This is a genomic window from Novosphingobium sp. DS6-6 (genome assembly GCF_057784975.1).
This window is the reverse complement of sequence record NZ_JBYNTS010000007.1, coordinates 53,882-74,824: the sequence shown is the minus strand read 5'-3', so window position 1 is coordinate 74,824 and position 20,943 is coordinate 53,882. Positions and strand designations below refer to the sequence as shown.

Annotated in this window: 19 protein-coding genes; 8 read left to right on the top strand and 11 right to left on the bottom strand. The window is 65.4% G+C overall.

Translation table 11 applies throughout. The features are described 5' to 3' along the window. Positions 1–53: 53 nt before the first annotated feature. The 8 genes from AC3EDY_RS10255 to fsa all read right to left on the bottom strand — a co-directional run bounded on the left by AC3EDY_RS10255 (position 54) and on the right by fsa (position 9,505). The gene (locus tag AC3EDY_RS10255; RefSeq protein WP_488572396.1) at positions 54–308 is read right to left on the bottom strand and encodes an ATP synthase F1 subunit epsilon; all 255 of its coding nucleotides are present in this window, start codon (positions 306–308) and stop codon (positions 54–56) included. 160 nt (positions 309–468) lie between these two features. After that, entirely contained in the window at positions 469–1,920 is a 1,452-nt protein-coding gene (atpD, locus tag AC3EDY_RS10250; protein ID WP_488572395.1) for a F0F1 ATP synthase subunit beta, read from the bottom strand. A gap of 30 nt (positions 1,921–1,950) precedes the next feature. Continuing rightward, entirely contained in the window at positions 1,951–2,829 is an 879-nt protein-coding gene (locus AC3EDY_RS10245; protein ID WP_488572394.1) for a F0F1 ATP synthase subunit gamma, read from the bottom strand. Between the two features lie 80 nt (positions 2,830–2,909). Beyond that, positions 2,910–4,439, bottom strand: a complete 1,530-nt coding sequence (gene atpA, locus AC3EDY_RS10240; RefSeq protein WP_488572393.1) for a F0F1 ATP synthase subunit alpha — start codon at positions 4,437–4,439, stop codon at positions 2,910–2,912. Positions 4,440–4,470: 31 nt separating this feature from the next. After that, a complete protein-coding gene (locus AC3EDY_RS10235) occupies positions 4,471–5,025 on the bottom strand; it encodes a F0F1 ATP synthase subunit delta (protein ID WP_488572392.1) in 555 nt (184 codons plus the stop codon). 209 nt (positions 5,026–5,234) lie between these two features. Beyond that, entirely contained in the window at positions 5,235–6,803 is a 1,569-nt protein-coding gene (locus tag AC3EDY_RS10230) for a S1C family serine protease (protein ID WP_488572391.1), read from the bottom strand. A 158-nt stretch (positions 6,804–6,961) separates the two neighbouring features. Continuing rightward, positions 6,962–8,782 (bottom strand): cobaltochelatase subunit CobT, encoded by a 1,821-nt coding sequence (cobT, locus tag AC3EDY_RS10225; RefSeq protein ID WP_488572390.1) that lies wholly within the window; start codon positions 8,780–8,782, stop codon positions 6,962–6,964. 69 nt (positions 8,783–8,851) lie between these two features. After that, entirely contained in the window at positions 8,852–9,505 is a 654-nt protein-coding gene (gene fsa / locus AC3EDY_RS10220) for a fructose-6-phosphate aldolase (RefSeq protein WP_488572389.1), read from the bottom strand. A 240-nt stretch (positions 9,506–9,745) separates the two neighbouring features. On the opposite strand from fsa, the gene AC3EDY_RS10215 reads away from it, so the two are divergent. The 3 genes from AC3EDY_RS10215 to cysS are packed head-to-tail and all read left to right on the top strand — an operon-like array spanning position 9,746 to position 15,027. Next, entirely contained in the window at positions 9,746–11,938 is a 2,193-nt protein-coding gene (locus tag AC3EDY_RS10215) for a primosomal protein N' (RefSeq protein ID WP_488572388.1), read from the top strand. A 5-nt stretch (positions 11,939–11,943) separates the two neighbouring features. Further along, a complete protein-coding gene (locus AC3EDY_RS10210; protein ID WP_488572387.1) occupies positions 11,944–13,521 on the top strand; it encodes a cryptochrome/photolyase family protein in 1,578 nt (525 codons plus the stop codon). 33 nt (positions 13,522–13,554) lie between these two features. Beyond that, positions 13,555–15,027 carry a cysteine--tRNA ligase gene (gene cysS, locus AC3EDY_RS10205; RefSeq protein ID WP_488572386.1) on the top strand — a complete coding sequence of 491 codons (1,473 nt, stop codon included), beginning with the start codon at positions 13,555–13,557 and terminating at the stop codon, positions 15,025–15,027. Between the two features lie 35 nt (positions 15,028–15,062). Here the strand turns inward: cysS and AC3EDY_RS10200 are convergent, their stop codons facing one another. Together AC3EDY_RS10200 and AC3EDY_RS10195 are read right to left on the bottom strand one after the other, a co-directional pair. Continuing rightward, positions 15,063–15,794: a TonB-dependent receptor gene (locus AC3EDY_RS10200; RefSeq protein ID WP_488572385.1), complete on the bottom strand. Its 732-nt coding sequence runs from the start codon at positions 15,792–15,794 to the stop codon at positions 15,063–15,065. A 57-nt stretch (positions 15,795–15,851) separates the two neighbouring features. Continuing rightward, entirely contained in the window at positions 15,852–16,223 is a 372-nt protein-coding gene (locus AC3EDY_RS10195) for a hypothetical protein (RefSeq protein WP_488572384.1), read from the bottom strand. 254 nt (positions 16,224–16,477) lie between these two features. Between AC3EDY_RS10195 and AC3EDY_RS10190 the strand changes: the two genes are divergently transcribed. Both AC3EDY_RS10190 and AC3EDY_RS10185 read left to right on the top strand, forming a co-directional pair. Further along, a complete protein-coding gene (locus AC3EDY_RS10190) occupies positions 16,478–17,215 on the top strand; it encodes a S24 family peptidase (RefSeq protein ID WP_488572383.1) in 738 nt (245 codons plus the stop codon). 47 nt (positions 17,216–17,262) lie between these two features. Next, a complete protein-coding gene (locus tag AC3EDY_RS10185) occupies positions 17,263–17,937 on the top strand; it encodes an MBL fold metallo-hydrolase (protein WP_488572382.1) in 675 nt (224 codons plus the stop codon). Positions 17,938–17,960: 23 nt separating this feature from the next. Here the strand turns inward: AC3EDY_RS10185 and AC3EDY_RS10180 are convergent, their stop codons facing one another. Next, a complete protein-coding gene (locus tag AC3EDY_RS10180; RefSeq protein WP_488572381.1) occupies positions 17,961–18,356 on the bottom strand; it encodes an MAPEG family protein in 396 nt (131 codons plus the stop codon). Positions 18,357–18,627: 271 nt separating this feature from the next. On the opposite strand from AC3EDY_RS10180, the gene rpmF reads away from it, so the two are divergent. The 3 genes from rpmF to AC3EDY_RS10165 are packed head-to-tail and all read left to right on the top strand — an operon-like array spanning position 18,628 to position 20,892. After that, positions 18,628–18,807: a 50S ribosomal protein L32 gene (gene rpmF, locus AC3EDY_RS10175; RefSeq protein WP_488572380.1), complete on the top strand. Its 180-nt coding sequence runs from the start codon at positions 18,628–18,630 to the stop codon at positions 18,805–18,807. 28 nt (positions 18,808–18,835) lie between these two features. Then, complete coding sequence (gene plsX, locus AC3EDY_RS10170) at positions 18,836–19,918, top strand: phosphate acyltransferase PlsX (RefSeq protein ID WP_488572379.1); 1,083 nt, start codon at positions 18,836–18,838, stop codon at positions 19,916–19,918. Beyond that, entirely contained in the window at positions 19,915–20,892 is a 978-nt protein-coding gene (locus tag AC3EDY_RS10165; protein ID WP_488572378.1) for a beta-ketoacyl-ACP synthase III, read from the top strand. Before plsX ends, AC3EDY_RS10165 begins: the two co-directional genes overlap by 4 nt. Positions 20,893–20,943: the final 51 nt, after the last annotated feature.

Genomic DNA, 20,943 nt, shown 5'->3' with positions numbered 1-20,943 from the left:
GCGCAGCGTGGCACAGCGCGGCAAAGTCTGCCAGCGGTGCTTGCGGCTTTTCGTCAGCCTTCGACGTGTTCGGCCAGAACGGTAAGCCCTTTGGAAGATACTTCGGCAAAGCCGCCTTGCACCTGGATTTCTTCAGGCTGGCTGCCTTGCGTGCGATAGATCTTGAGCGTGCCGTCCTTGATGGTCGACATGAACGGCGCGTGGCCTTCGAGGACGCCGAATTCACCTTCGGTGCCGGGAACGACCACCTGCCATACCGCTTCGGAGCGGACGAGGCGGGCCGGGGTGACGAGTTCAAACTGGAGCATGTCACAAATCCCCGCGCGTCGGCTACGGGGCCTCTTGGCTCCCCTCCCGCGGGCGGGACGGGCGTGGGGAAGGGGCGGCGGGGATCCCATCTTGGGTGAAGGGCGCCCCTACAAGCCCTCCACCGCCCCCTCCCGCAGGCGGGAGGGGTACTATCGTGCTTCAGGCTTCGGCCGCCAGCTTCTTGGCCTTTTCCACCGCTTCGTCGATACCGCCGACCATGTAGAACGCGGCTTCGGGCAGGTGGTCATATTCGCCATCGACCACCGCCTTGAACGAGCGGACGGTATCTTCAAGCTGGACGAACTTGCCGGGGATGCCGGTGAACACTTCGGCCACGTGGAACGGCTGCGAAAGGAAGCGCTGGATCTTGCGCGCGCGGGCGACGGTCAGCTTGTCCTCTTCCGACAGCTCGTCCATGCCCAGAATGGCGATGATGTCCTGCAGTGACTTGTACTTCTGCAGCGTTTCCTGAACGCGGCGAGCCGTTTCGTAATGCTCGACGCCGACGATGCGCGGCTCCAGCACGCGGCTGGTCGAATCCAGCGGGTCCACCGCCGGATAGATGCCCAGCTCCGAAATGGCGCGGGAAAGCGTGGTGGTCGCATCGAGGTGCGCGAACGAGGTGGCCGGCGCCGGGTCGGTCAGGTCGTCGGCCGGCACGTAGATCGCCTGGACCGAGGTGATCGAACCTTTCGTGGTCGAGGTGATGCGTTCCTGCAGCGCGCCCATGTCGGTCGAAAGCGTGGGCTGGTAACCCACGGCCGACGGAATGCGGCCGAGCAGCGCCGACACTTCCGAGCCGGCCTGGGTGAAGCGGAAGATGTTGTCCACGAAGAACAGCACGTCCTGGCCTTCCTGGTCGCGGAAGTATTCGGCCATGGTCAGGCCCGAAAGCGCGACGCGCGCGCGGGCGCCCGGCGGTTCGTTCATCTGGCCGAACACGAGCGCAACCTTCGAACCTTCCGAGGTGGCGTTGCCGTTGGCATCCTTGGCAATGACGCCGGCATCGAGGAATTCGTGATAAAGGTCGTTGCCCTCGCGGGTACGCTCGCCCACGCCGGCGAACACCGACACGCCGCCGTGGCCCTTGGCGATATTGTTGATCAGTTCCTGGATCAGCACGGTCTTGCCGACGCCAGCCCCGCCGAACAGGCCGATCTTGCCGCCCTTGGCATAAGGGGCAAGCAGGTCGATCACCTTGATGCCCGTGACCAGGATCGCCGCTTCGGTCGACTGGTCGACGAATTCGGGGGCCTTTGCATGGATCGGCGCGAACTGGTCGGCGCCCACCGGGCCGTTGTCGTCGATCGGATCGCCCACGACATTGAGAATACGGCCCAGGGTCTTGGGGCCGACCGGCACCGAGATCTGCGCGCCCGTGCTGCTGACCGGCTGACCGCGCGTGAGGCCGTCGGTCGAGTCCATCGCGATGGTGCGCACGGTGTTTTCGCCCAGGTGCTGCGCCACTTCGAGAACCAGGCGGTTGCCGTTGTTGCTGGTCTCGAGCGCCGAGAGGATCGCCGGGAGTTCGCCGTCGAACGTGACGTCGACGACGGCGCCGATGACCTGGCTGATCTTGCCGGTCGAATTGATGACAGGTGCGGTTGCCATTCTAGTCTTTCCTTGCCTGCTTGGTCGTCGTCAGAGCGCTTCGGCGCCGGCGATGATTTCGACGAGTTCCGTGGTGATCGCGGCCTGGCGGCTGCGGTTGTACTGGATAGTCAGCTTCTTGATCAGTTCGCCGGCATTCCGCGTGGCATTGTCCATCGCGGTCATCGACGCGCCCTGTTCGCTCGCCATGTTTTCGAGCAGCGCGCCGAACAACTGTACCCGCAGGAAGCGCGGCAGCAGATCGGCGAGGATCGCCTCCTCGTCGGGTTCGTAATCGACGACGGCGCCGCCATCGTTGACTTCCGCGGCGGCAGGGGCCGGTACGGGAATGATCTGCCGGCAGGTGGGCACCTGGGCCAGCGCGCTGCGAAATTGCGAATAGAACAGGTGGGCAACGTCGAACTGCCCCGCCTCGTACATCGCCAGCAGTTCGGCCGAAACCCGTTCCGCCTCGGCAAAGCCGGCCTCGCGCACGGCGGTGGTGTCGAACCCGCCGGCGATGGCATCGGGAAAATCACGCCGGATCGGGGCGCGGCCCTTGCGGCCGATCAGGTAGAACTTCACGGTCTTGCCCTGGGTGGCGAGTTCCTGCGCCTTGGCCTTGGCGGCCTTGACGATGTTGGCGTTGAACGCACCGCAGAGCCCGCGATCGGAATTGGCGACGACAAGGAGATGAACCTGGTCCTTGCCGGTGCCGGCGAGCAGCTTCGGACTGCCTTCGCCCACCTGCACCTTGCTGGCAAGGCCGGCCATCACGTGGGCCAGGCGGCTGGCATAGGGGCGTGCAGCCTCGGCGGCGGTCTGCGCCTTGCGCAGCTTGGCCGCGGCGACCATCTGCTTGGCCTTGGTGATCTTCTGGGTCGATTTGACCGAGTTGATCCGCAGCTTGAGTTCCTTGAGCGAGGCCACTCGTCTATCTCCATTTCATCGCCCCGGCCGGCCCGGAAAGGGCAGGCGCGGGAGATGAACCTGTTTGCATTCGGGCGTTATCAGGCGAACTGCTTGGCAAAGGCGTCCAGCGCTTCCTTGAGCTTGGCCCTGGCGCCATCGCCCAGATCCTTGCTGTCACGGATTTCGGCAAGCAGATCGGCTTTCTGCGAGCGCAGGAAGCTGAGAAGCTCGGCTTCGTATTCCGTGACCTGATCGACGGGGATGGCGTCGAGATAGCCTTGCGTGCCGGCAAAGATCACCGCCGTCTGCTCCTCGAAGCCGAGCGGCGAGAACTGTGGCTGCTTGAGCAGTTCGGTCAGCCGCGCGCCGCGGTTCAGAAGCTTCTGCGTCGAAGCGTCGAGATCGGAACCGAACTGCGCGAACGCCGCCATTTCGCGGTATTGCGCCAGCTCCAGCTTGATCGACCCGGCAACCTTCTTCATCGCCTTGGTCTGGGCCGAGGAACCGACGCGCGACACCGAAAGGCCGACGTTGATCGCCGGGCGGATGCCCTGATAGAACAGCCCGGTTTCCAGGAAGATCTGACCGTCGGTGATCGAAATCACGTTGGTCGGAATGTAGGCCGAAACGTCGCCGGCCTGGGTTTCGATGATCGGCAGGGCGGTAAGCGAGCCCGCGCCGTTGTCATCGTTCATCTTGGCGGCGCGTTCGAGCAGGCGGCTGTGCAGATAGAACACATCGCCCGGATAGGCTTCGCGGCCCGGCGGACGGCGCAGCAGCAGCGACATCTGGCGATAGGCCACCGCCTGCTTGGAAAGATCGTCGTACACGATCACCGCATGCATGCCGTTGTCGCGGAAAAACTCGCCCATGGTGCAGCCGGTATAGGGCGCCAGGTATTGCAGCGGGGCCGGTTCCGAAGCGGTGGCGGCCACGACGATCGAATATTCCATCGCGCCGTTTTCTTCGAGCTGGCGCACGATCTGCGCCACCGTCGAACGCTTCTGGCCCACAGCGACATAGATGCAGTAGAGCTTCTTGCTTTCATCGGAGCCGGCGTTGGCCGCCTTCTGGTTGATGAACGTGTCGATCGCCACGGCCGTCTTGCCGGTCTGGCGATCGCCGATGATCAGCTCGCGCTGGCCACGGCCCACGGGCACGAGCGCGTCGATCGCCTTCAGGCCGGTCTGCACGGGTTCGTGCACCGACTTGCGCGGGATGATGCCCGGCGCCTTGACTTCCACGCGGCGGCGTTCGGTATATTCGATCGGGCCCTTGCCATCGATCGGATTGCCAAGCGCGTCGACCACGCGGCCGAGCAGGCCCTTGCCGATCGGCACGTCGACGATCGTGCCGGTACGCTTGACGGTATCGCCTTCCTTGATCTCGGAGTCCGAGCCGAAAATCACGACGCCGACGTTATCGGCTTCCAGGTTGAGGGCCATGCCCTTGACGCCATTGGCGAATTCCACCATCTCGCCGGCCTGGACCTGATCCAGCCCATGAATGCGGGCAATACCGTCGCCCACCGAGAGCACGGAGCCGACTTCCGAGACCTGAGCCTCGGTGCCGAAGCTGGCGATCTGGTCCCTGATGACCTTCGAAATTTCAGCGGCGCGGATTTCCATCGTTCAGCCTTTCGTGCAAACTTTTTTGGCTTCAGCCCTTCATGGCCTGGGCGAGCGAATTGAGACGGGTGCGGATCGAGCTGTCGATCATCTGGCTGCCGAGCCTGACGACCAGACCGCCGAGAATTTCGGGATCGACCGCGGTCTTGAGCTTGACCGCCTTGCCGATGCGCGCGGCCAGCTTTTCGGCCAGGGTGGCCAGCTGTGCCTGATCGAGCGGATGCGCGCTGGTGACTTGCGCGGTCACCTCGTTGCGCGCGGCTGCCGCGATCGCGGCGAAAGCACGCACCACGTCGGGCAGAGCGGACAGGCGGCGATTGCCCGCCAGCACGCCGAGGAAATTGGCGGTGAGCGAAGATATGCCGAGCAGCTCGCCGACCGCGGCCAGAGCGCGTGCCGCCTCGTTCCGGCCTACCTGGGGATTGCGAACCAGCGCGACAAAATCGGGCGATTCGCGCAGGGCATCGGCCAGACGCTCAAGATCGCCTTCCACGGCCGCCACCTGGCCGTGTTCTTTCGCCAGCTCGTACAGCGCAGACGCATAACGCCCGGCAAGGCTGGCGGTGATGCCGCTGGAATTCTCCACGCGCCTCAGTCCCCTTCGTCCAAGGATTGCAAGCAAGGCCGATGACGCGCAACAAATGCACGTGACGGCCCGCAGTCCCGGCGCGCCTAGCAACGTCACCGCCATATGACAAGCCACCAGTTGGCAGGCCATGCCGATCCAGATGCAAACGTATGCGTAAATCGATCGCCAGGCGTTGTCGGCAGCGCGGCGCCGGCACGATCCGATGATCAGGGGGCAGGCTGGCAGTTATAGCGCATCCGCTCGTTGGGTTCGGGTGGCAGGAGAGCGCGGATCGCCTGTTGCGCGTCGCCAAAGCGGCGTGCTTCGGTTTCACCGGCGCCGCAGGCCGGGGCGATGATCTTCTGCCGCGCGGCGCGGGCCTGGGTCATGGCATCAAGGCCCATCAGGAACCGTTCCACCGTATATGTCCTGTTGCCGGGGTCGAAGCGGGTTACGGCGATCGCATCCTCGCCATTGGGCACGACGACGCGTGACCAGCCGTCGCTCGCCAGCCCGTACTGGCTGCGCCCGTTCATGCAGCCATCCGCGCTCCAGGTGATCGGCACGTCGGTCATGTCGGACACGGTCACGCGGCTGCGCCGGGGATCGATCACGCAGATGAAGTTGCCTGCCACCGCGGCCTTGTCCGGCGTGGCGCTGGCCTGGGCATCGGGCGCTTCGCTGGCCGCAACCAGATCTTCGGCGCGGGAGTCGATCGATTGCAGGCTGGGACGCAAGGCCCAGGCCGCAACGGTGGCCAGCAGCATCGCCAGCGCAGCGCCGCCCGCAAGGCGCGTGGCGCGCGGGTTGTCGCGCTGGGCATAGATGAACGCGGCGCCACCCGCGCCGAGCGTCGCCACCAGCAGCAGCACCGCGATGGCCATGCCGTTGTCACGTTGGGTCAGCACCTCGATTTCGGCCTGGCGGCGCGCCAGTTCCAGCGCGCGGGCTCGCGCCGCCTGCCGCGCTTCGGCTTGGGCCGCCTGGCGGGCCTGGTCGCTGGCGGCCCGTTCGCTTTCGGCGCGATCGAGATCGGCAATCGACGTGCAAGGCAGATCGCTGGCATGGGCCTGCACCCCGGCCCGCTGCAGAAATCGCGAAAGCTCCCGCATCGAAATGGCGAAATAGAACGCCGAGTCGGTGCCGTTGTCGCTGACCGTCCCGAACGAGTTGACCCCGACGACCCGCCCGCAGGCATCGAGCAGCGGCCCGCCGGAATTGCCCGAGCCGATGGGCGCCGTGTGCAGGATCGTATCGAATTCGCGCGAACTGCGCCCCGCGGAAACATAGCCCCGGGTCTTTACCGCCGCCTGCGGGCTGACCAGGTCGGACAGCGAAAGACCCTGCGCCAGATCGACATTGCCGGGATAGCCCACGGCACTGACATCGGCACCGTCGGCCACCTGGCCGGCATAAAGCGAAAGCGGGGCAAGGTGCCCGGCGCCCAGTATCCTGAGCAAGGCCAGGTCGTTGCGTGGGGAGTAAGCAACGACGCGGGCTTCGAAGCCGCCGCGCCCTTCCGGCGGAACGACGCCGGCAATCAGCGTATCGTCCTGCCGCAGGGCTTCCACCACATGGGCATTGGTCACGACATATTCGGGCGTCACGGCAAAGCCGCTGCCGTGGCCGATCAGCGTGGAATTGCGCCCTTCGCTCTGCACGATGACCACGCGCACCACGCCGCGGCTGGCCGCCGCGATATCGGCGGGATCGGCCAGGGCCGGCGCGGCGGAGATCCACAGAACCATGGCGGACAGGACCGGAGCGGACAGGGAGGCGATCACACGGCGCAGCATGCGCCGGTCATTGCCGGGATTTGCGTCGACCGCAAGGCGCGGGATGCGCCACGGCGGCAACGATCGGATCGGCAACGGCATCAACAGCATTGCACGATCCGCTCCCGCGATCGGCGCCTGCGGCCGGGTGGCGACAGGCGGACGAGCGCCGCCCGCGCTCAATCCACTTCGAAAAGGTCGGCCAGTTGTTCCACGATCGTGCCGCCAAGCTGCTCCACGTCCATGATCGTCACCGCGCGACGATAATAGCGCGTCACGTCATGGCCGATGCCGATGGCGACCAGTTGCACCGGGCTCTGCTTTTCGATCCAGTCGATCACGCGGCGCAGATGCTGTTCCAGGTATCCGGCATTGTTGACCGACAGCGTACTGTCGTCCACCGGCGCGCCATCGGAGATGACCATCAGGATGCGGCGGTCCTCGGGTCGCGCCAGCAGCCTGGTATGTGCCCATAGCAGCGCCTCGCCATCGATGTTTTCCTTGAGCAGCCCTTCGCGCATCATCAAACCCAGGTTCTTGCGCGCCCGGCGCCAGGGTTCGTCGGCTTTCTTGTAGACGATGTGGCGCAAATCGTTCAGCCGCCCTGGGTTGGCCGGCTTGCCCCCGGCCAGCCAGGCCTCGCGCGATTGGCCGCCTTTCCAGGCGCGCGTGGTGAAGCCCAGCACCTCGGTCTTCACCCCGCAGCGTTCGAGCGTGCGCGCCAGGATATCCGCGCTGATCGCCGCGATCGAGATCGGCCGGCCGCGCATCGAGCCGGAATTGTCGATCAACAGCGTCACGACGGTGTCCTTGAACTCCACGTCGCGCTCGATCTTGTAGGATAGCGACTGGCCAGGCGAAATGACCACGCGGGCCAGCCGCGCGGCATCGAGCAGGCCTTCTTCCTGGTCGAAATCCCAGCTGCGGTTCTGTGCGGCCATCAACCGGCGCTGCAGCCGGTTGGCCAGCCGCGTCACCACGCTTTGCAGCCCTTTCATCTGGTTGTCGAGATAGGCGCGCAGGCGCGTCAGCTCCTCCTCGTCGCACAGATCTGCCGCCGCGATCACCTCGTCGAACCGGGTGGTATAGGTCATGTAGTCGAAATCTTCGGGCAGATCGGTCCACGGCCGGTTGGGCCTGGTCGGCAGCATGCCATCTTCGCCCTCGTCGGCGAGATCGGCCTCTGCGGAATCGTCGGGCTGGTCCACTTCGTCTTGGTCCTCGCCGTCGCCATCGCCTTCGGTGGTATCGCCCGCCTGCTCGATCGGCTGCTGCTCGTCGGCGCTCGATTCACTCTCTTCCGGCTTTTCGGCGCCGTCGTCTTCCTCGTCCTCGTTGTCGTTGTCTTGGTCGTCGTCCTGTTCCGGGGTGGGCGTCTGAGTCAGATCGAGGTGGCCCAGCATCGACAGCGCCAGCTTCTGGAAGGCTTTCTGGTCTTCCAGGTGTTCGGCCAGACCGGTCATGTCGTGGCCGGCCTTGGCTTCGATCCAGCTGCGCACCATGTCCGTGCCAAGCTTGGCCAGCGGCGGTATGGGCGCGCCGGTCAGCTTTTCGCGCAGGAGAAGCGACAAAGCGGTGGGCAGCGGCACGTCTTCGGGCTTGGTGGCACGGCTGATCGGATCGGCGGCGACGCGCAGGGCCGCCACCGCTTCGAGATTGCCGCGCATTCCCGCGTACCCGGCAGAGCCGAGCACTTCATATCGCACCCGCTCCACCGCGTCATAGCAAGCGCGGGCCAGCGCTTCAGCCGGCGCGCCGGCATTGTGGACGCTTTCGCTGTGCAGGCGCAGGCGCAGCGCCATGGAATCGGCAGCGCCACGCGCCTGGGCCACCTGGTCTGCGGGCAGGGCGCGTCCCGGCATGGGCACGCGCATCAGCTTGCCCGTGTGGCTTGCCTGGTCCGACGTCCAGGCCACTTCGACGTCGGGTTGGTCGGCCAGCGCCCGGGACGTGCCGGTCAGGACCGAACGGAAAGTATCGAGCGGGGATTCGGCAGCCAAGGTCAGTCCAGTGTGCAATGTTCGATGCCGGGAACGGCGGGCGGCGCCGCCCCAGGCCTTTTCGCGCGGTCAGCCGATAGATTGGCCGGTCTTTGCCCAATCCGCAAGGAACCCCTCGATGCCCTTCTCGGTCAATACATGCTTGAACAGGCCCTTGATCACGGCCGGTGGCGCGGTAATCACGTCGGCGCCGATCTTTGCGCTTTCCAGAACATGGATGCCATGGCGTATGGACGCGACGAGGATTTCGGTCTCGAAGGCATAATTGTCATAGATCAGGCGGATGTCGCGGATCAGATCCATGCCGTCGAAGCCATTGTCGTCGTGCCTGCCGACGAACGGCGAAATGAACGTGGCGCCGGCCTTGGCCGCCAGCAGCGCCTGGTTGGCCGAAAAGCACAGGGTGACGTTCACCATGGTGCCATCGGCGGTCAGCTTCTTGCAGGTCTTGAGGCCGTCGATCGTCAGTGGCACCTTGATGCACACGTTGTCGGCAATCTTGCGCAGCACTTCGGCCTCGCGCATCATCGTTTCGTGATCGAGCGCGACGACTTCGGCCGAAACCGGGCCATGCGTCAGATGGCAGATTTCCTTGACCACTTCCAGGAAATCGCGGCCGGCCTTGGCCACCAGGCTGGGATTGGTGGTCACCCCGTCGAGCAGACCGGTTGCGGCAAGATCGGCGATTTCGGCGGTGTCGGCCGTGTCGACAAAGAACTTCATAGGGGCGGTTTCCTGCGCAAGGTTTGGAACGGATGACGACGAGTCTGGCGCGCTATAGGACAGCGGCGCCGCCGTGTCAGGCCGGTTTGACGGTAGTGCCACATCCGGGCCGGTTGTTGCAAAAGCGCCTGGCCGGCCCAAGGGCAAAAGGCGGGATCGACTGGTTCTGCTGTTCAACGACACCGCGCCGGGCGTGTTCCCTGTTTGCCCCTTGTGCACCCGTTCCTATATGCAGGGGGCATGACCCAGCCTCCGCCGCGTTCTCGATCCACCCGCATTCGTTGCGTGGTCTTCAACGCCGCGCTCGGGCCGCTGGATTACAAGGTGCCGGCCCATCTCGATGCCGCGCCGGGGCAGGTGGTGGTCTGCCCGCTGGGGCCGCGTCAGATCCTGGGCGTGGTGTGGGAGGCGGAACGCCTGCCGAGCGCAGAGGTGCCCGAACACAAGCTGCGCCCGATCCTGGGCGTGGTGCCCGTGCCGCCGCTCGGCGCGCCGCTGCGCCGCCTGATCGAATGGTGCGCAGACTATTACATGGCGCCGCTGGCCGCGGTGGCCCGCATGGCGCTGTCGAGCACGGCCGCGCTCCAGGGCGGCAGCACCGTCACCGAATATCGCCTCTCGGGCAGGGAGCCGGGCCGGCTCACGCCCCAGCGCGCCCAGGCAATGGACCTGCTCGTGGATCAGCAGGCGACGATCCGCGAACTGGCCGAAATTGCGGAGGTTTCCGACGGCGTGTTGCGCGGCATGGTCAATGCCGGGCTGCTCGAACCGGTTTCGGTGGACGCCGATCGGCCCTATCCCGCCGCCGATCCGCGCCACGCCGTGCCCGAACTGACGCCAGCCCAGGCCGCGGTTGCCGGCCGCCTGGTGGCGGCGGTGACCGCGCGGCGCTATGCCACGTTCCTGCTCGATGGCGTGACCGGCTCGGGCAAGACCGAGACCTATGCCGAAGCCATTGCGGCCGCGATGGAGCAGGGGCGGCAAGTGCTGGTCCTCCTGCCCGAGATCGCGCTGACGCAAAGTTTCCTGGCGCGCTTCGAGCAGCGCTTCGGCGCAGCGCCCGTCACCTGGCATTCCTCTCTTAAGTCATCGGAACGGCGCCGCGCCTGGCGTGCCGTTGCCCAGGGCCGCGCGCAAGTGGTGGTGGGCGCCCGTTCCGCCCTGTTCCTGCCTTTTGCGTCGCTGGGCCTGATCGTGGTGGACGAAGCGCACGAGATTTCGTTCAAGCAGGACGATGGCGTTCGCTACAATGCGCGCGATGTGGCGGTGATGCGCGGCCATTTCGAAAACGTACCGGTGGTGCTGGCCAGTGCCACCCCCGCGCTGGAAAGCCTGCACATGGCGCAGAGCGGGCGTTACGAGCGGCTGGTGCTGCCGGCGCGATTCGGCGGCGCGGGCCTGCCCGGCATCGGCATTGTCGATCTGCGCGAGCAGGCGCCCGAGCGGGGACACTGGCTTGCCCCGCCGCTGGTGGCGGCGCTGCGCGACCGGCTGGCCAAGGGCGAACAGAGCCTGCTGTTCCTCAACCGGCGCGGTTATGCGCCGCTGACGCTGTGCCGCACCTGCGGCTATCGCTTTCAATGCCCCAATTGCTCGGCCTGGCTGGTGGAACACCGCCTGTCACGGCGCCTGGCCTGCCACCACTGCGGCCACGAAGTGCCCACACCCCGCGCCTGCCCCGAATGTGGCGAGCCCGATTGCCTGGTCGCCTGCGGCCCTGGCGTGGAACGCATTGCCGACGAAGTGGCCACCATCCTGCCCGAGGCACGCGTCGCGCTTGTCACTTCGGACACGTTGACCAGCACTGCCAAGGCAGCCGAATTCGTCGCGCAGGCGGAAAGCAAGGCCATCGACGTGATCGTGGGAACGCAGCTGGTAACCAAGGGCTATCACTTTCCCGATCTGACGCTGGTAGGCGTGGTCGATGCCGACATGGGCCTGGAAGGCGGGGACCTGCGCGCGGCGGAGCGCACCTATCAGCAGGTGGCGCAAGTCGCGGGCCGTGCCGGACGCGGGGAAAAGCCCGGAGAAGTGCTGATCCAGACGCGCCATCCCGAGGCCCCGGTCATTGCCGCCCTGGCCAGCGGCGATCGCGATGCGTTCTACGCCGCCGAAACGCAGGCCCGACGCGAAGCCCATGCCCCGCCGTTCGGCCGCTGGGCGGCGATCATCGTATCGAGCGAGGATGAGGCCGAAGCGCGCGACGCCGCCCGCGCCATCGGCGGCACCGCGCCGCGGCTGGACGACGTGATGATCCTTGGTCCCGCGCCGGCGCCCCTGTCCCTGCTGCGCGGGCGCTATCGCTATCGCCTGCTGGTCAACGCCCGCCGGTCGAGCGAAGTGCAGAAGGTGATCCGGCAGTGGCTGCAACCGCTTCGCCTGCCCCAAGGGGTAAGGGTGGCGGTGGATATCGATCCTTACAGTTTCGTTTGATGGGCATGGCAGACGGACCCGTCCTCGTTCCCGTGCTGGGCGATCAGCTAAGCCATTCGCTGTCCAGCCTGGCCGATCGCCCCCCCGGCGATACCGTGGTGCTGATGATGGAAGTGTGGGACGAGACGCAATACGTGCGCCACCACAAGGCCAAGATCGCGCTGATCTTTGCCGCCATGCGCCATTTTGCCGAGGAACTGCGCGGCCGGGGCTTCACGGTCGATTACGTAACGCTCGGCGCGCCCGGCAACACCGGCAGTTTCACCGGCGAAGTTGCCCGGGCGGTGACGCGGCACGGCGCGCGCGGCGTGCAGGTGACGGAGCCGGGCGAGTGGCGCGTGCGCGAGGCGATCGAAGGCTGGCGCAACGCGTTCGGCGCAAGAGTGCACGTGCTGCCCGACACGCGCTTCGTCTGTCCGCTGCCCGATTTCTTTCAATGGGCAGCAGGTCGCAAGCAATGGCGGATGGAGTTCTTCTATCGCGAGATGCGCCGCAAGACCGGGCTCTTGATGGATGGGGAAAAGCCCGCCGGCGGCAGATGGAACTTCGACGCGGAAAACCGCGGTGGCCCGGATGCTGATTGCCGCCCGCCGGCCCCGGCCCGCTTTCCGCCCGATGCGATCACGCGGGAGGTGCTCGATCTGGTGGCGCGGCGGTTTCCCGATCATTTCGGCAGCCTCGATCACTTCGCCTGGCCGGTGACCGCCGAAGAGGCCGAACGCGCGTTCGCCCGGTTTCTGGAAATGCGCCTGCCGCTGTTCGGTCGCTATCAGGATGCGATGCAGGCGGGCGTGGACACGATGTATCACGCGGTGATCAGCCCGGCACTCAACATCGGGCTGCTCGATCCGGTGGAGATGTGCCGCCGTGCCGAAACCGAATGGCGCGAAGGGCGCGCCCCGATCGAGGCGGTGGAAGGCTTCATCCGCCAGGTGATCGGCTGGCGCGAATATGTGCGCGGCATCTATTGGCTGACCATGCCCGATCTGGCCAAGGCCAACGAGCTTGGGGCGACGCGCCCCTTGCCCGACTTCTGGTGGACCGGCGAGACGGACATGGCCTGCATCGCCGATTGCGTGCGGGCCACGCACAGGAATGCCTATGCCCACCATATCCAGCGCCTGATGGTCATGGGCAATTTCGCGCTGCTCGCCGGCCTTTCGCCCCAGGACGTCGCCGATTGGTTCCTGGTGGTCTATGCCGATGCGTTCGAATGGGTGGAACTGCCCAATGTGGCCGGGATGGCGCTCTTTGCCGATGGCGGCAAGCTGGGATCGAAGCCCTACGCCGCCAGCGGCGCCTATATCGACCGGATGAGCGACTACTGCGGCAACTGCGCCTATGACGTGAAGCGCAAGGTGGGCGAAAAAGCCTGTCCGTTCAACGCGCTGTACTGGGATTTCATGGCGCGCAACGAACGGCGCCTGGCCGGCAACCCGCGCCTTGCCAATCCCTATGCCACCTGGCGCCGGATGAGTGCGGAAAAGCAGGCAGAATATCGCGCCAGCGCCGCCGCCTTCCTCGACAGCCTGCAACCCGCGCGGGCAGGCTGGGCATGGCAGGGGCCGGACGCTTCACCTTGACCTTGCGCCCCGATGCGGGGCAAGGCGCGGGGCATGACTGCCGCTTCCGCTCCGCTCGTCCTGTTCAACAGCCTGACCCGCCAGCCCGAGCCTTTCGTGCCGGTTCATCCCGGCGAGGCGCGCGTCTATACCTGCGGGCCGACCGTCTATAACTATCCCCATATCGGCAACATGCGTGCCTACGTCTTTGCCGACGTGCTGGGCCGTACCCTCTCGTGGAAAGGCTATGCGCTGACCCACGTGATCAACATCACCGACGTGGGCCATCTTACCGACGATGCCGATGCCGGCGAGGACAAGCTGGAAAGGGCCGCGCGCGCCAACGCGCAATCGATCTGGGATATCGCGCGGCATTATACGCAGGCCTATTGGGCTGATGTCGCCGCGCTCAACATTCGCCAGCCCGCGCACTGGTCCATTGCCACCGACTATGTGCCGGCAATGATCGAATTTGCCAAGAGCATTGCCGGGAAACACTGCTACGAGCTGCCTGGCGGCCTCTATTTCGACATTTCGACCGTGGCCGACTATGGCCGCCTGGCCCGCTTCACGACCGAGGAAGGGGAAGGGCGGATCGAGCAGGTCGAAGGCAAGCGGCATCCGGCCGATTTCGCCATCTGGCGCAAGACGCCGCCGGGCGAAACCCGGCAGATGGAATGGGACAGCCCCTGGGGCCGGGGCGCACCGGGCTGGCATCTCGAATGCTCGGTCATGTCCGGGCGGTTGCTTGGTTTCCCGTTCGACATCCACACTGGCGGGATCGACCATCGCGAAATCCACCATCCCAACGAAATCGCCCAGAACCAGGCGTTCTGCTGTGCCGGCGGCTTGTCGGACCCGGCCAATTCCGGCGCGCGCATGTGGATGCACAACAATTTTCTGGTCGAACGCTTGGGCAAGATGAGCAAGTCCTCGGGCGAGTTCCTGCGGCTGCAGCTCCTCATCGACAAGGGCTATCACCCGCTGGCCTATCGCCTCCTGTGCCTCCAGGCCCATTATCGCAGCGAGTTGGAATTTTCCTGGGAGGGCCTTGGCGCCGCGCTCACCCGGCTGAAGCGCATGGTCATGGCCGTGGCGCAGATCAGGGACGGCGCAGAGCCCGGCGTCGATGCTTCGGGCTGGCGGGACCATGCCAGGCTGGCGCCGCTGGCCGAACGCTTCGACGCAGCGATCAGCGACGATCTCAACACGGCCGTGGCATTGACGGTGATGGACGAGGCACTTGCGCTCAGGAAGATCGATCCGGCGCTGAAACTGGCGGCCATCGCCGCATTCGACAGCGTACTCGGCCTCGATCTGCCGGTCCTGCAACGGGCCGATCTGCGCTTGCGGCCGACATCGGCCACGATTACCGAAGCGGAAATCGCCGATGTCATCGCCGCCCGCCAGGAAGCCCGCGCGGCCAGGGACTTTGCCCGAAGCGACGCCCTGCGCGACGATCTTGCCGCACGAGGCGTGGAAGCGATGGACGGCGATCCGCTCGGTTGGGACTGGCGGCTGGGGTAACTGATTGAAAGCGGACAAGCCTTGCGGCAGGCATGTCAATCCTTGGGCAGGACCGTCAGTTTATAGGGAATATACAGCATCACCCCCGTCAGCCCGTCCCGCGCCCATTCCACTGGCCGGTTAAGCCCTTCGACCGTGACGGCATAGTCTGACCCGAACGCCGCGCTCATCGCATGGGCGTCGGCGGCAACGGCACGCGCGATGGCCGGACGATACTGATCCGGGGCGACGACAGAAAGTGTCAGGTTGCCGTCTTCTTCCATCAGCGCACGCCCCACGGGTTTCACGGCCTTGATGAAGGCGGCTATCCTGGCCTCGGCGGCGCGCGCGTCGACCTTGTCGGAAAGGGGCACCTTGATCAGTATGCCAAGGGACTGGCTATCTGGCCGATCGGATTTCCTGAGCGTAAGGCCGCGATAATTGGCAGTTGTGACGGGTTCCACCACGGCTTTGCCATATGCCAGGCTTATGCCCGCCCCTTCGGCAGCGGCAATCGCGTTTCTCAGCATGGCATAAATCTCATCGGCACGTTGTGCCGCATCACGCGTGTCGCCGGTAATCGTGACCGGCATGAGGGCAAAATCGGCCCTTCGACGCAGGCCAACGGCAGGGCGATCTGCCGAATAATCGTCCGTTGCGCGTCGCTGCGCCGTAACGATCACTTCCATGCCGCTGTCCTGCATACCGCTGTCCTGGCCCAAGGCGGGCGCCGCAATGCCGATCGCCAGAGCCAGTCGCAACGCACAGATAGATAACGCCCGATGCATGCCATAACTCCCTTTCCGGAAACGGTTGCAGGGCCAATGCACGGGCGTCAAGCGCCATCAGCCCTGATCCAGCAGCAACAGTTCCAGTTCCACTTCCAGCGTGCGCTCGGGCAGCACGGCTTCGTCGGTGCGCACCACGGTCACGTCGGCCACCAGCGCGCCGGGGATCGTGAATTCGTGATCGGGCAGGGCGGCGATCAGCGCCTCGCCGTCGTCACAGGCTTCCCAGCCGTTGTAGCGCAAGACAACGCTGTGGCGCGCACCGGAAAACGTGACGCTGGCCCAGGGCCGCTCGCGATGATCGACAAGTTGCGCGCTGCGCCCGGCCAGCGTCAGGACGCTGCGCACCACGCGCGGCGCAAGGCTGCTGCCGATTCGGCGCGAACCGGATGAAATGGCGTGGCCGTGATAATCGTGATCGTGGCGCATACGAGGTCCCCTGCCTGTTTCAATGTTTGCCTGTTTCAATGTTTGCCTGTTTCAATGTTCACTAAATGTTCCGATACTGTCGGGCCATGAGCGTGGCGATGCCGGCTGACTTCGATGGTTAAGCCCATGATTTGAATCGAAACATGAAATTTCCTCGATTTCCGGGCAGTCTTATGGACAAGTCCCGATAAAAATCCTATAAGCATGGCATAGGACTAGATGTCTAGGAAAAATCCTTCGAGTTTGGACGTGTCATGGCAAAGCTTTTGAAAACCGTCGAACCCACCGGGCTGGCTGACGCAGGCAGCTCTGAAACGCTCGATCCGGCACGGGCGCGACTGGTCGAACTGGCCGCTGCGCGGGGGGTTTCGCTGGCCGCCTTGTCGGGCCTGATCGGGCGCAATGCCAGCTATCTGCAGCAGTTCGTGCGCAAGGGTTCGCCACGCAAGCTGGAAGAAAGCGACCGGCACATGCTGGCGCGATTTTTCGATGTGGACGAGGCCGAACTGGGCGCGCCCGATCGGGATGCGGTCATGGCCGCGCCCTTTCGTGCCGAAGCCGGGGCCTTGGCAGCGCCGCGCGCGCTGCCCGAATGGGCAGACATCCCCCGTCTGGCGCTGGGCGCGTCGGCCGGGCCGGGCGCGATGACTAATGACGAAGTGCCCGTCGGTCGGCTGCGCTTTTCCAGTCGCTGGCTCAAGGCGCAGGGTCTCGATCCCGCCATGCTCAGCGTGATCGAGGTGGAAGGCGATTCGATGGAGCCGACGCTGCGCGACAGCGACGAAATCCTGGTCGATCGCACGCCCCGCCCGCTGCGCGCCGGCATTCACGTGATCCGGGTGGACGATGTGCTGCTGGTCAAGCGGCTAGAGGCGGGCGCAGCTGGAATGATCCGCGTGATCAGTGACAATCCAGCCTATCCGCGCATGGAACGGCCGATGGACGATGTGGACGTGGTGGGCCGCGTCGTGTGGAAAGGCGGCAAGATCTGACGTGTTCGGCGCTTGCCATTTGATCCCGTGCTGGCCATTTCAGAGGCATGAGCCAAGCAACCGCCGCCAGCCAGCCGCCGATGAAAGTGGCGATCCTGCCCGTCACCCCGTTGCAGCAGAATTGCACGCTGTTGTGGTGCACTGCCACGATGAAGGCGGCCGTGGTCGATCCGGGTGGCGATCTCGAACGGATCAAGGCCTTGATCGCCAAGGCTGGGGTCACCGTGGAAAAGCTGCTGGTGACGCACGGTCACCTCGATCACTGCGGCGGCACGGCCCAGCTTTCGCGCGATCTGGGCGTGCCGATCGAGGGGCCGCACGAGGCCGACATGTTCTGGATCGCCAGGCTGGCCGACGATAGCGGCCGCTGGGGCGTTCCGGCCGAGATTTTCACGCCCACGCGCTGGCTCGAAAACGGCGATACGGTAACGGTCGGCAATCTGACGCTCGACGTGGTGCATTGCCCGGGACATACGCCGGGCCATGTCGTGTTCTTTCATGCGCCGTCACGCTTTGCCCTGGTGGGCGACGTGCTGTTTCAAGGCGGGATCGGCCGTTGGGATTTTCCGCTGGGCAATTTCGACGATCTGATCGCTTCGATCACCGGGCGGCTCTGGCCGCTGGGAAACGATGTGACGTTCATCCCCGGCCATGGCCCGCACAGCACGTTCGGCCAGGAACGCGCCACCAACCCTTATGTCGGTGACGCGGCCCTGGCTTGATTCATTCGGCTTGATGCCGAACGTCAGGCGCCGGTTGCGATCACGATCGCCCAGATCGCGAGCCCCAGCAGGATCAGCAGCGTGCTGATCGCGCCGACCATGCGCAGTTTGCCCAGCGCACCGCCGTCCATGCCCAGGCCATGTCCGACGCGGCCCAGCAGGTAGACTGCCAGTACGCCCAGCAACCACGGGCTGCCCGGGCGGGCCAGTTCGATCGCGGCTGTCAGGATCAGGATGATCGGTGCGCTTTCGATGAAATTGGCCTGGGCGCGCATGCGGGCGATCAGCGCGGGATGGCCGCCATCGCCCATGAACACGCCGGCATCGCGGCGGACCTTGCCGATGCGGATCATCAGCCAGATATTGATAATCGCCGCAGCACCGGAAGCCGTCAGGGTTATGGGCAGAATGGTCGCCATGTTCGTCTATCCCTCTCTCGTCATGCACGGGCCTTTGCACCTGTCGCGCAGCCGGCCCCGGCATGCTGGTAAACCAGCGAGCCGATACTTGCAAAGCGGCAGAAAATCCGTATAGGCGCGCCTTCGCCCGTGATAGGCGATACCGGTCCACCCGCTTTCGTCCGGAACGGAAACCGCATGAACTCCTCGTCGCGAGATGCGGGGTTGTGTGGGGGCACGGTTTTCCCTATCGCGCCCGCAATCGTTGTAATTTTCAGGAACAGGTGCCGCAATGGCCGTCCCCAAGAGAAAGACCACCCCGTCCCGCCGGGGCATGCGCCGCAGCCACGATGCGCTGACGGCCGAAGCGTTCCACGAATGCTCCAACTGCGGTGAACTCAAGCGTCCGCACATGCTGTGCAACGCTTGCGGTCACTACAACGGCCGCGAAATCATCGCCGTCGGCGCCTGAGCCGGTCCAACGGAGGGGTGACCGGATCATGAGCCTGCCCAGAATCGCCGTCGATGCGATGGGCGGTGACGTGGGCGTGCGCGTGATGATCGAAGGCGCCGCGCTTGCCCGCCGGCGCCATGATCGCTTCAAGTTTCTGCTGGTGGGAGACGAGGCGGAGATCGCCCGGGCTCTCGACCATCATCCCAACCTGCGCGGCGCATCCGAAATCCTCCATGCGCCCGAAGCGGTCGCCGGTGACGAGCGGCCGACCCAGGCACTGCGCCGCGCCCGCACCACGTCGATGGGGCTGGCGATCGATGCGGTGAAGCGGGGCGATGCGGGCGCTGCCGTCAGCGGCGGCAACACCGGGGCGTTGATGGCCATGGCCAAGCTTGCCCTGCGCACGATGCCCGGCATCGATCGGCCGGCGCTGGCGGGTCTTTTGCCCACGCTGGGCCAGCATGATCTCATCATGCTCGATCTGGGCGCCAATACCGATTGCGATGCCCGCAATCTCTTTCAATTCGCGATCATGGGGGCCGCCTATGCCCGCATCGTCAACGGGCTTGACAGCCCGCGCGTGCGCCTGCTGAATATCGGCACGGAAGAAACCAAGGGCACCGAAATCCTGCGCGATGCCGCCGCTTTGCTCAAGCAGGCCGATGCCTCGCTGGCGCTCACGTTCGATGGGTTCACCGAATCCGACAAACTGTCGCGCGGCGATTTCGACGTGGCCGTGACCGATGGCTTTTCCGGAAACATCGCGTTGAAAGCGATGGAAGGCGCGGCTCGCTTCGTGGGCGATCTTCTGCGCCGCAGCTTCGCCTCGTCCCTGCGGTCCAAGGTGGGCTTTCTGATTTCCCGCCCGGCGACCGAAACGCTCAAGCACCATCTCGATCCCAACAATCACAACGGCGCGGTCTTTCTGGGTCTCAACGGCGTGGTGGTGAAAAGCCACGGCAACGCGTCGGCCATGGGCGTGGCCAATGCCGTGGCCGTGACGGCGCGCCTGCTCGAGGAGAACCTGATCGAGCGCATCGCCGCCGACGTTGCCGCAGTGGATCCGGACACGATCCGCCAGCCGGCCCGGCGCCGCACGGCGAACACGGAAGGCGAAACCGCGCTGTGACTGTGCGTTCGGTCATTACCGGCAGCGGCTCTGCCCTGCCGCAACGCGCCGTTTCCAATGCCGAAATGGCACTGATGGTGGATACCACCGACGAATGGATCGTCGAGCGCACGGGCATTCGCAACCGCTATATCGCCGGTGAAGGGGAAACCACCGCATCGCTGGCCACGCAGGCGGCCCGTCGCGCGATCGAGGCCGCCGGGGTGGATGCAGCCAGCATCGATCTGATCGTGCTCGCAACCGCCACGCCTGACCAGACGTTTCCGGCCACGGCCACGATCGTGCAGCATAACCTTGGCTGCAACGGCGGCATCGCGTTCGATGTGGGCGCGGTCTGCTCGGGCTTTCTCTATGCGCTCGGCACGGCCGATTCGATGCTGCGCACCGGCATGGCGCGCCGTGCGCTGGTGATCGGCGCGGAAACGTTCAGCCGCATTCTCGACTGGCACGATCGCACCACGTGCGTGCTGTTCGGCGATGGCGCCGGTGCCCTGGTGCTCGAAGCGCGCGAGGTTGACGAAGCCGATCCCGCCGCGCCCGGCATTCTAGCTACCCGGCTTCATGCCGATGGCGCGCACAACCAGTTGCTCTATGTCGATGGTGGCGCGTCAACAACGGGCACCGTGGGCAAGCTGCGGATGAAAGGGCGCGAGGTGTTCCGCCACGCCGTTACCAACCTGGCCGCCGTGCTTCAGGAAGTGCTGGAACGATCCGGCCACCTTGCGGAGGATATCGATTGGGTCGTGCCGCATCAGGCCAATTACCGCATTCTCGACGCCACGGCGCGCAAGCTTGGCCTGCCGCCGGAAAAGGTCGTGGTGACGGTCGATCGCCATGCCAACACCAGTGCGGCTTCGGTGCCGCTGGCGTTTGACGTGGCCGTGCGGGACGGACGTATCAAGCCGGGCCACCTTGTCGTTTTTGAAGCGATGGGCGGCGGCTTTACCTGGGGTGCCTGCATCGCGCGTATCTGATGCGCGCGCTGGAGGGGGGAAGGATCGCCCGTACCGTGTCCGCACGGTCGA

Excerpts from the sequence above, each read along its gene's own strand:
- atpA (WP_488572393.1), bottom strand. The coding sequence starts at position 4,439 with ATGGAAATCCGCGCCGCTGAAATTTCGAAGGTCATCAGGGACCAGATC.
- AC3EDY_RS10255 (WP_488572396.1), bottom strand. The coding sequence starts at position 308 with ATGCTCCAGTTTGAACTCGTCACCCCGGCCCGCCTCGTCCGCTCCGAA.
- AC3EDY_RS10210 (WP_488572387.1), top strand. The coding sequence starts at position 11,944 with ATGGCAGACGGACCCGTCCTCGTTCCCGTGCTGGGCGATCAGCTAAGC.
- fsa (WP_488572389.1), bottom strand. The coding sequence starts at position 9,505 with ATGAAGTTCTTTGTCGACACGGCCGACACCGCCGAAATCGCCGATCTT.
- AC3EDY_RS10185 (WP_488572382.1), top strand. The coding sequence starts at position 17,263 with ATGAGCCAAGCAACCGCCGCCAGCCAGCCGCCGATGAAAGTGGCGATC.
- plsX (WP_488572379.1), top strand. The coding sequence starts at position 18,836 with ATGAGCCTGCCCAGAATCGCCGTCGATGCGATGGGCGGTGACGTGGGC.
- rpmF (WP_488572380.1), top strand. The coding sequence starts at position 18,628 with ATGGCCGTCCCCAAGAGAAAGACCACCCCGTCCCGCCGGGGCATGCGC.
- AC3EDY_RS10190 (WP_488572383.1), top strand. The coding sequence starts at position 16,478 with ATGGCAAAGCTTTTGAAAACCGTCGAACCCACCGGGCTGGCTGACGCA.
- AC3EDY_RS10195 (WP_488572384.1), bottom strand. The coding sequence starts at position 16,223 with ATGCGCCACGATCACGATTATCACGGCCACGCCATTTCATCCGGTTCG.
- cysS (WP_488572386.1), top strand. The coding sequence starts at position 13,555 with ATGACTGCCGCTTCCGCTCCGCTCGTCCTGTTCAACAGCCTGACCCGC.
- AC3EDY_RS10200 (WP_488572385.1), bottom strand. The coding sequence starts at position 15,794 with ATGCATCGGGCGTTATCTATCTGTGCGTTGCGACTGGCTCTGGCGATC.
- AC3EDY_RS10215 (WP_488572388.1), top strand. The coding sequence starts at position 9,746 with ATGACCCAGCCTCCGCCGCGTTCTCGATCCACCCGCATTCGTTGCGTG.
- AC3EDY_RS10230 (WP_488572391.1), bottom strand. The coding sequence starts at position 6,803 with ATGCTGCGCCGTGTGATCGCCTCCCTGTCCGCTCCGGTCCTGTCCGCC.
- AC3EDY_RS10180 (WP_488572381.1), bottom strand. The coding sequence starts at position 18,356 with ATGGCGACCATTCTGCCCATAACCCTGACGGCTTCCGGTGCTGCGGCG.
- atpD (WP_488572395.1), bottom strand. The coding sequence starts at position 1,920 with ATGGCAACCGCACCTGTCATCAATTCGACCGGCAAGATCAGCCAGGTC.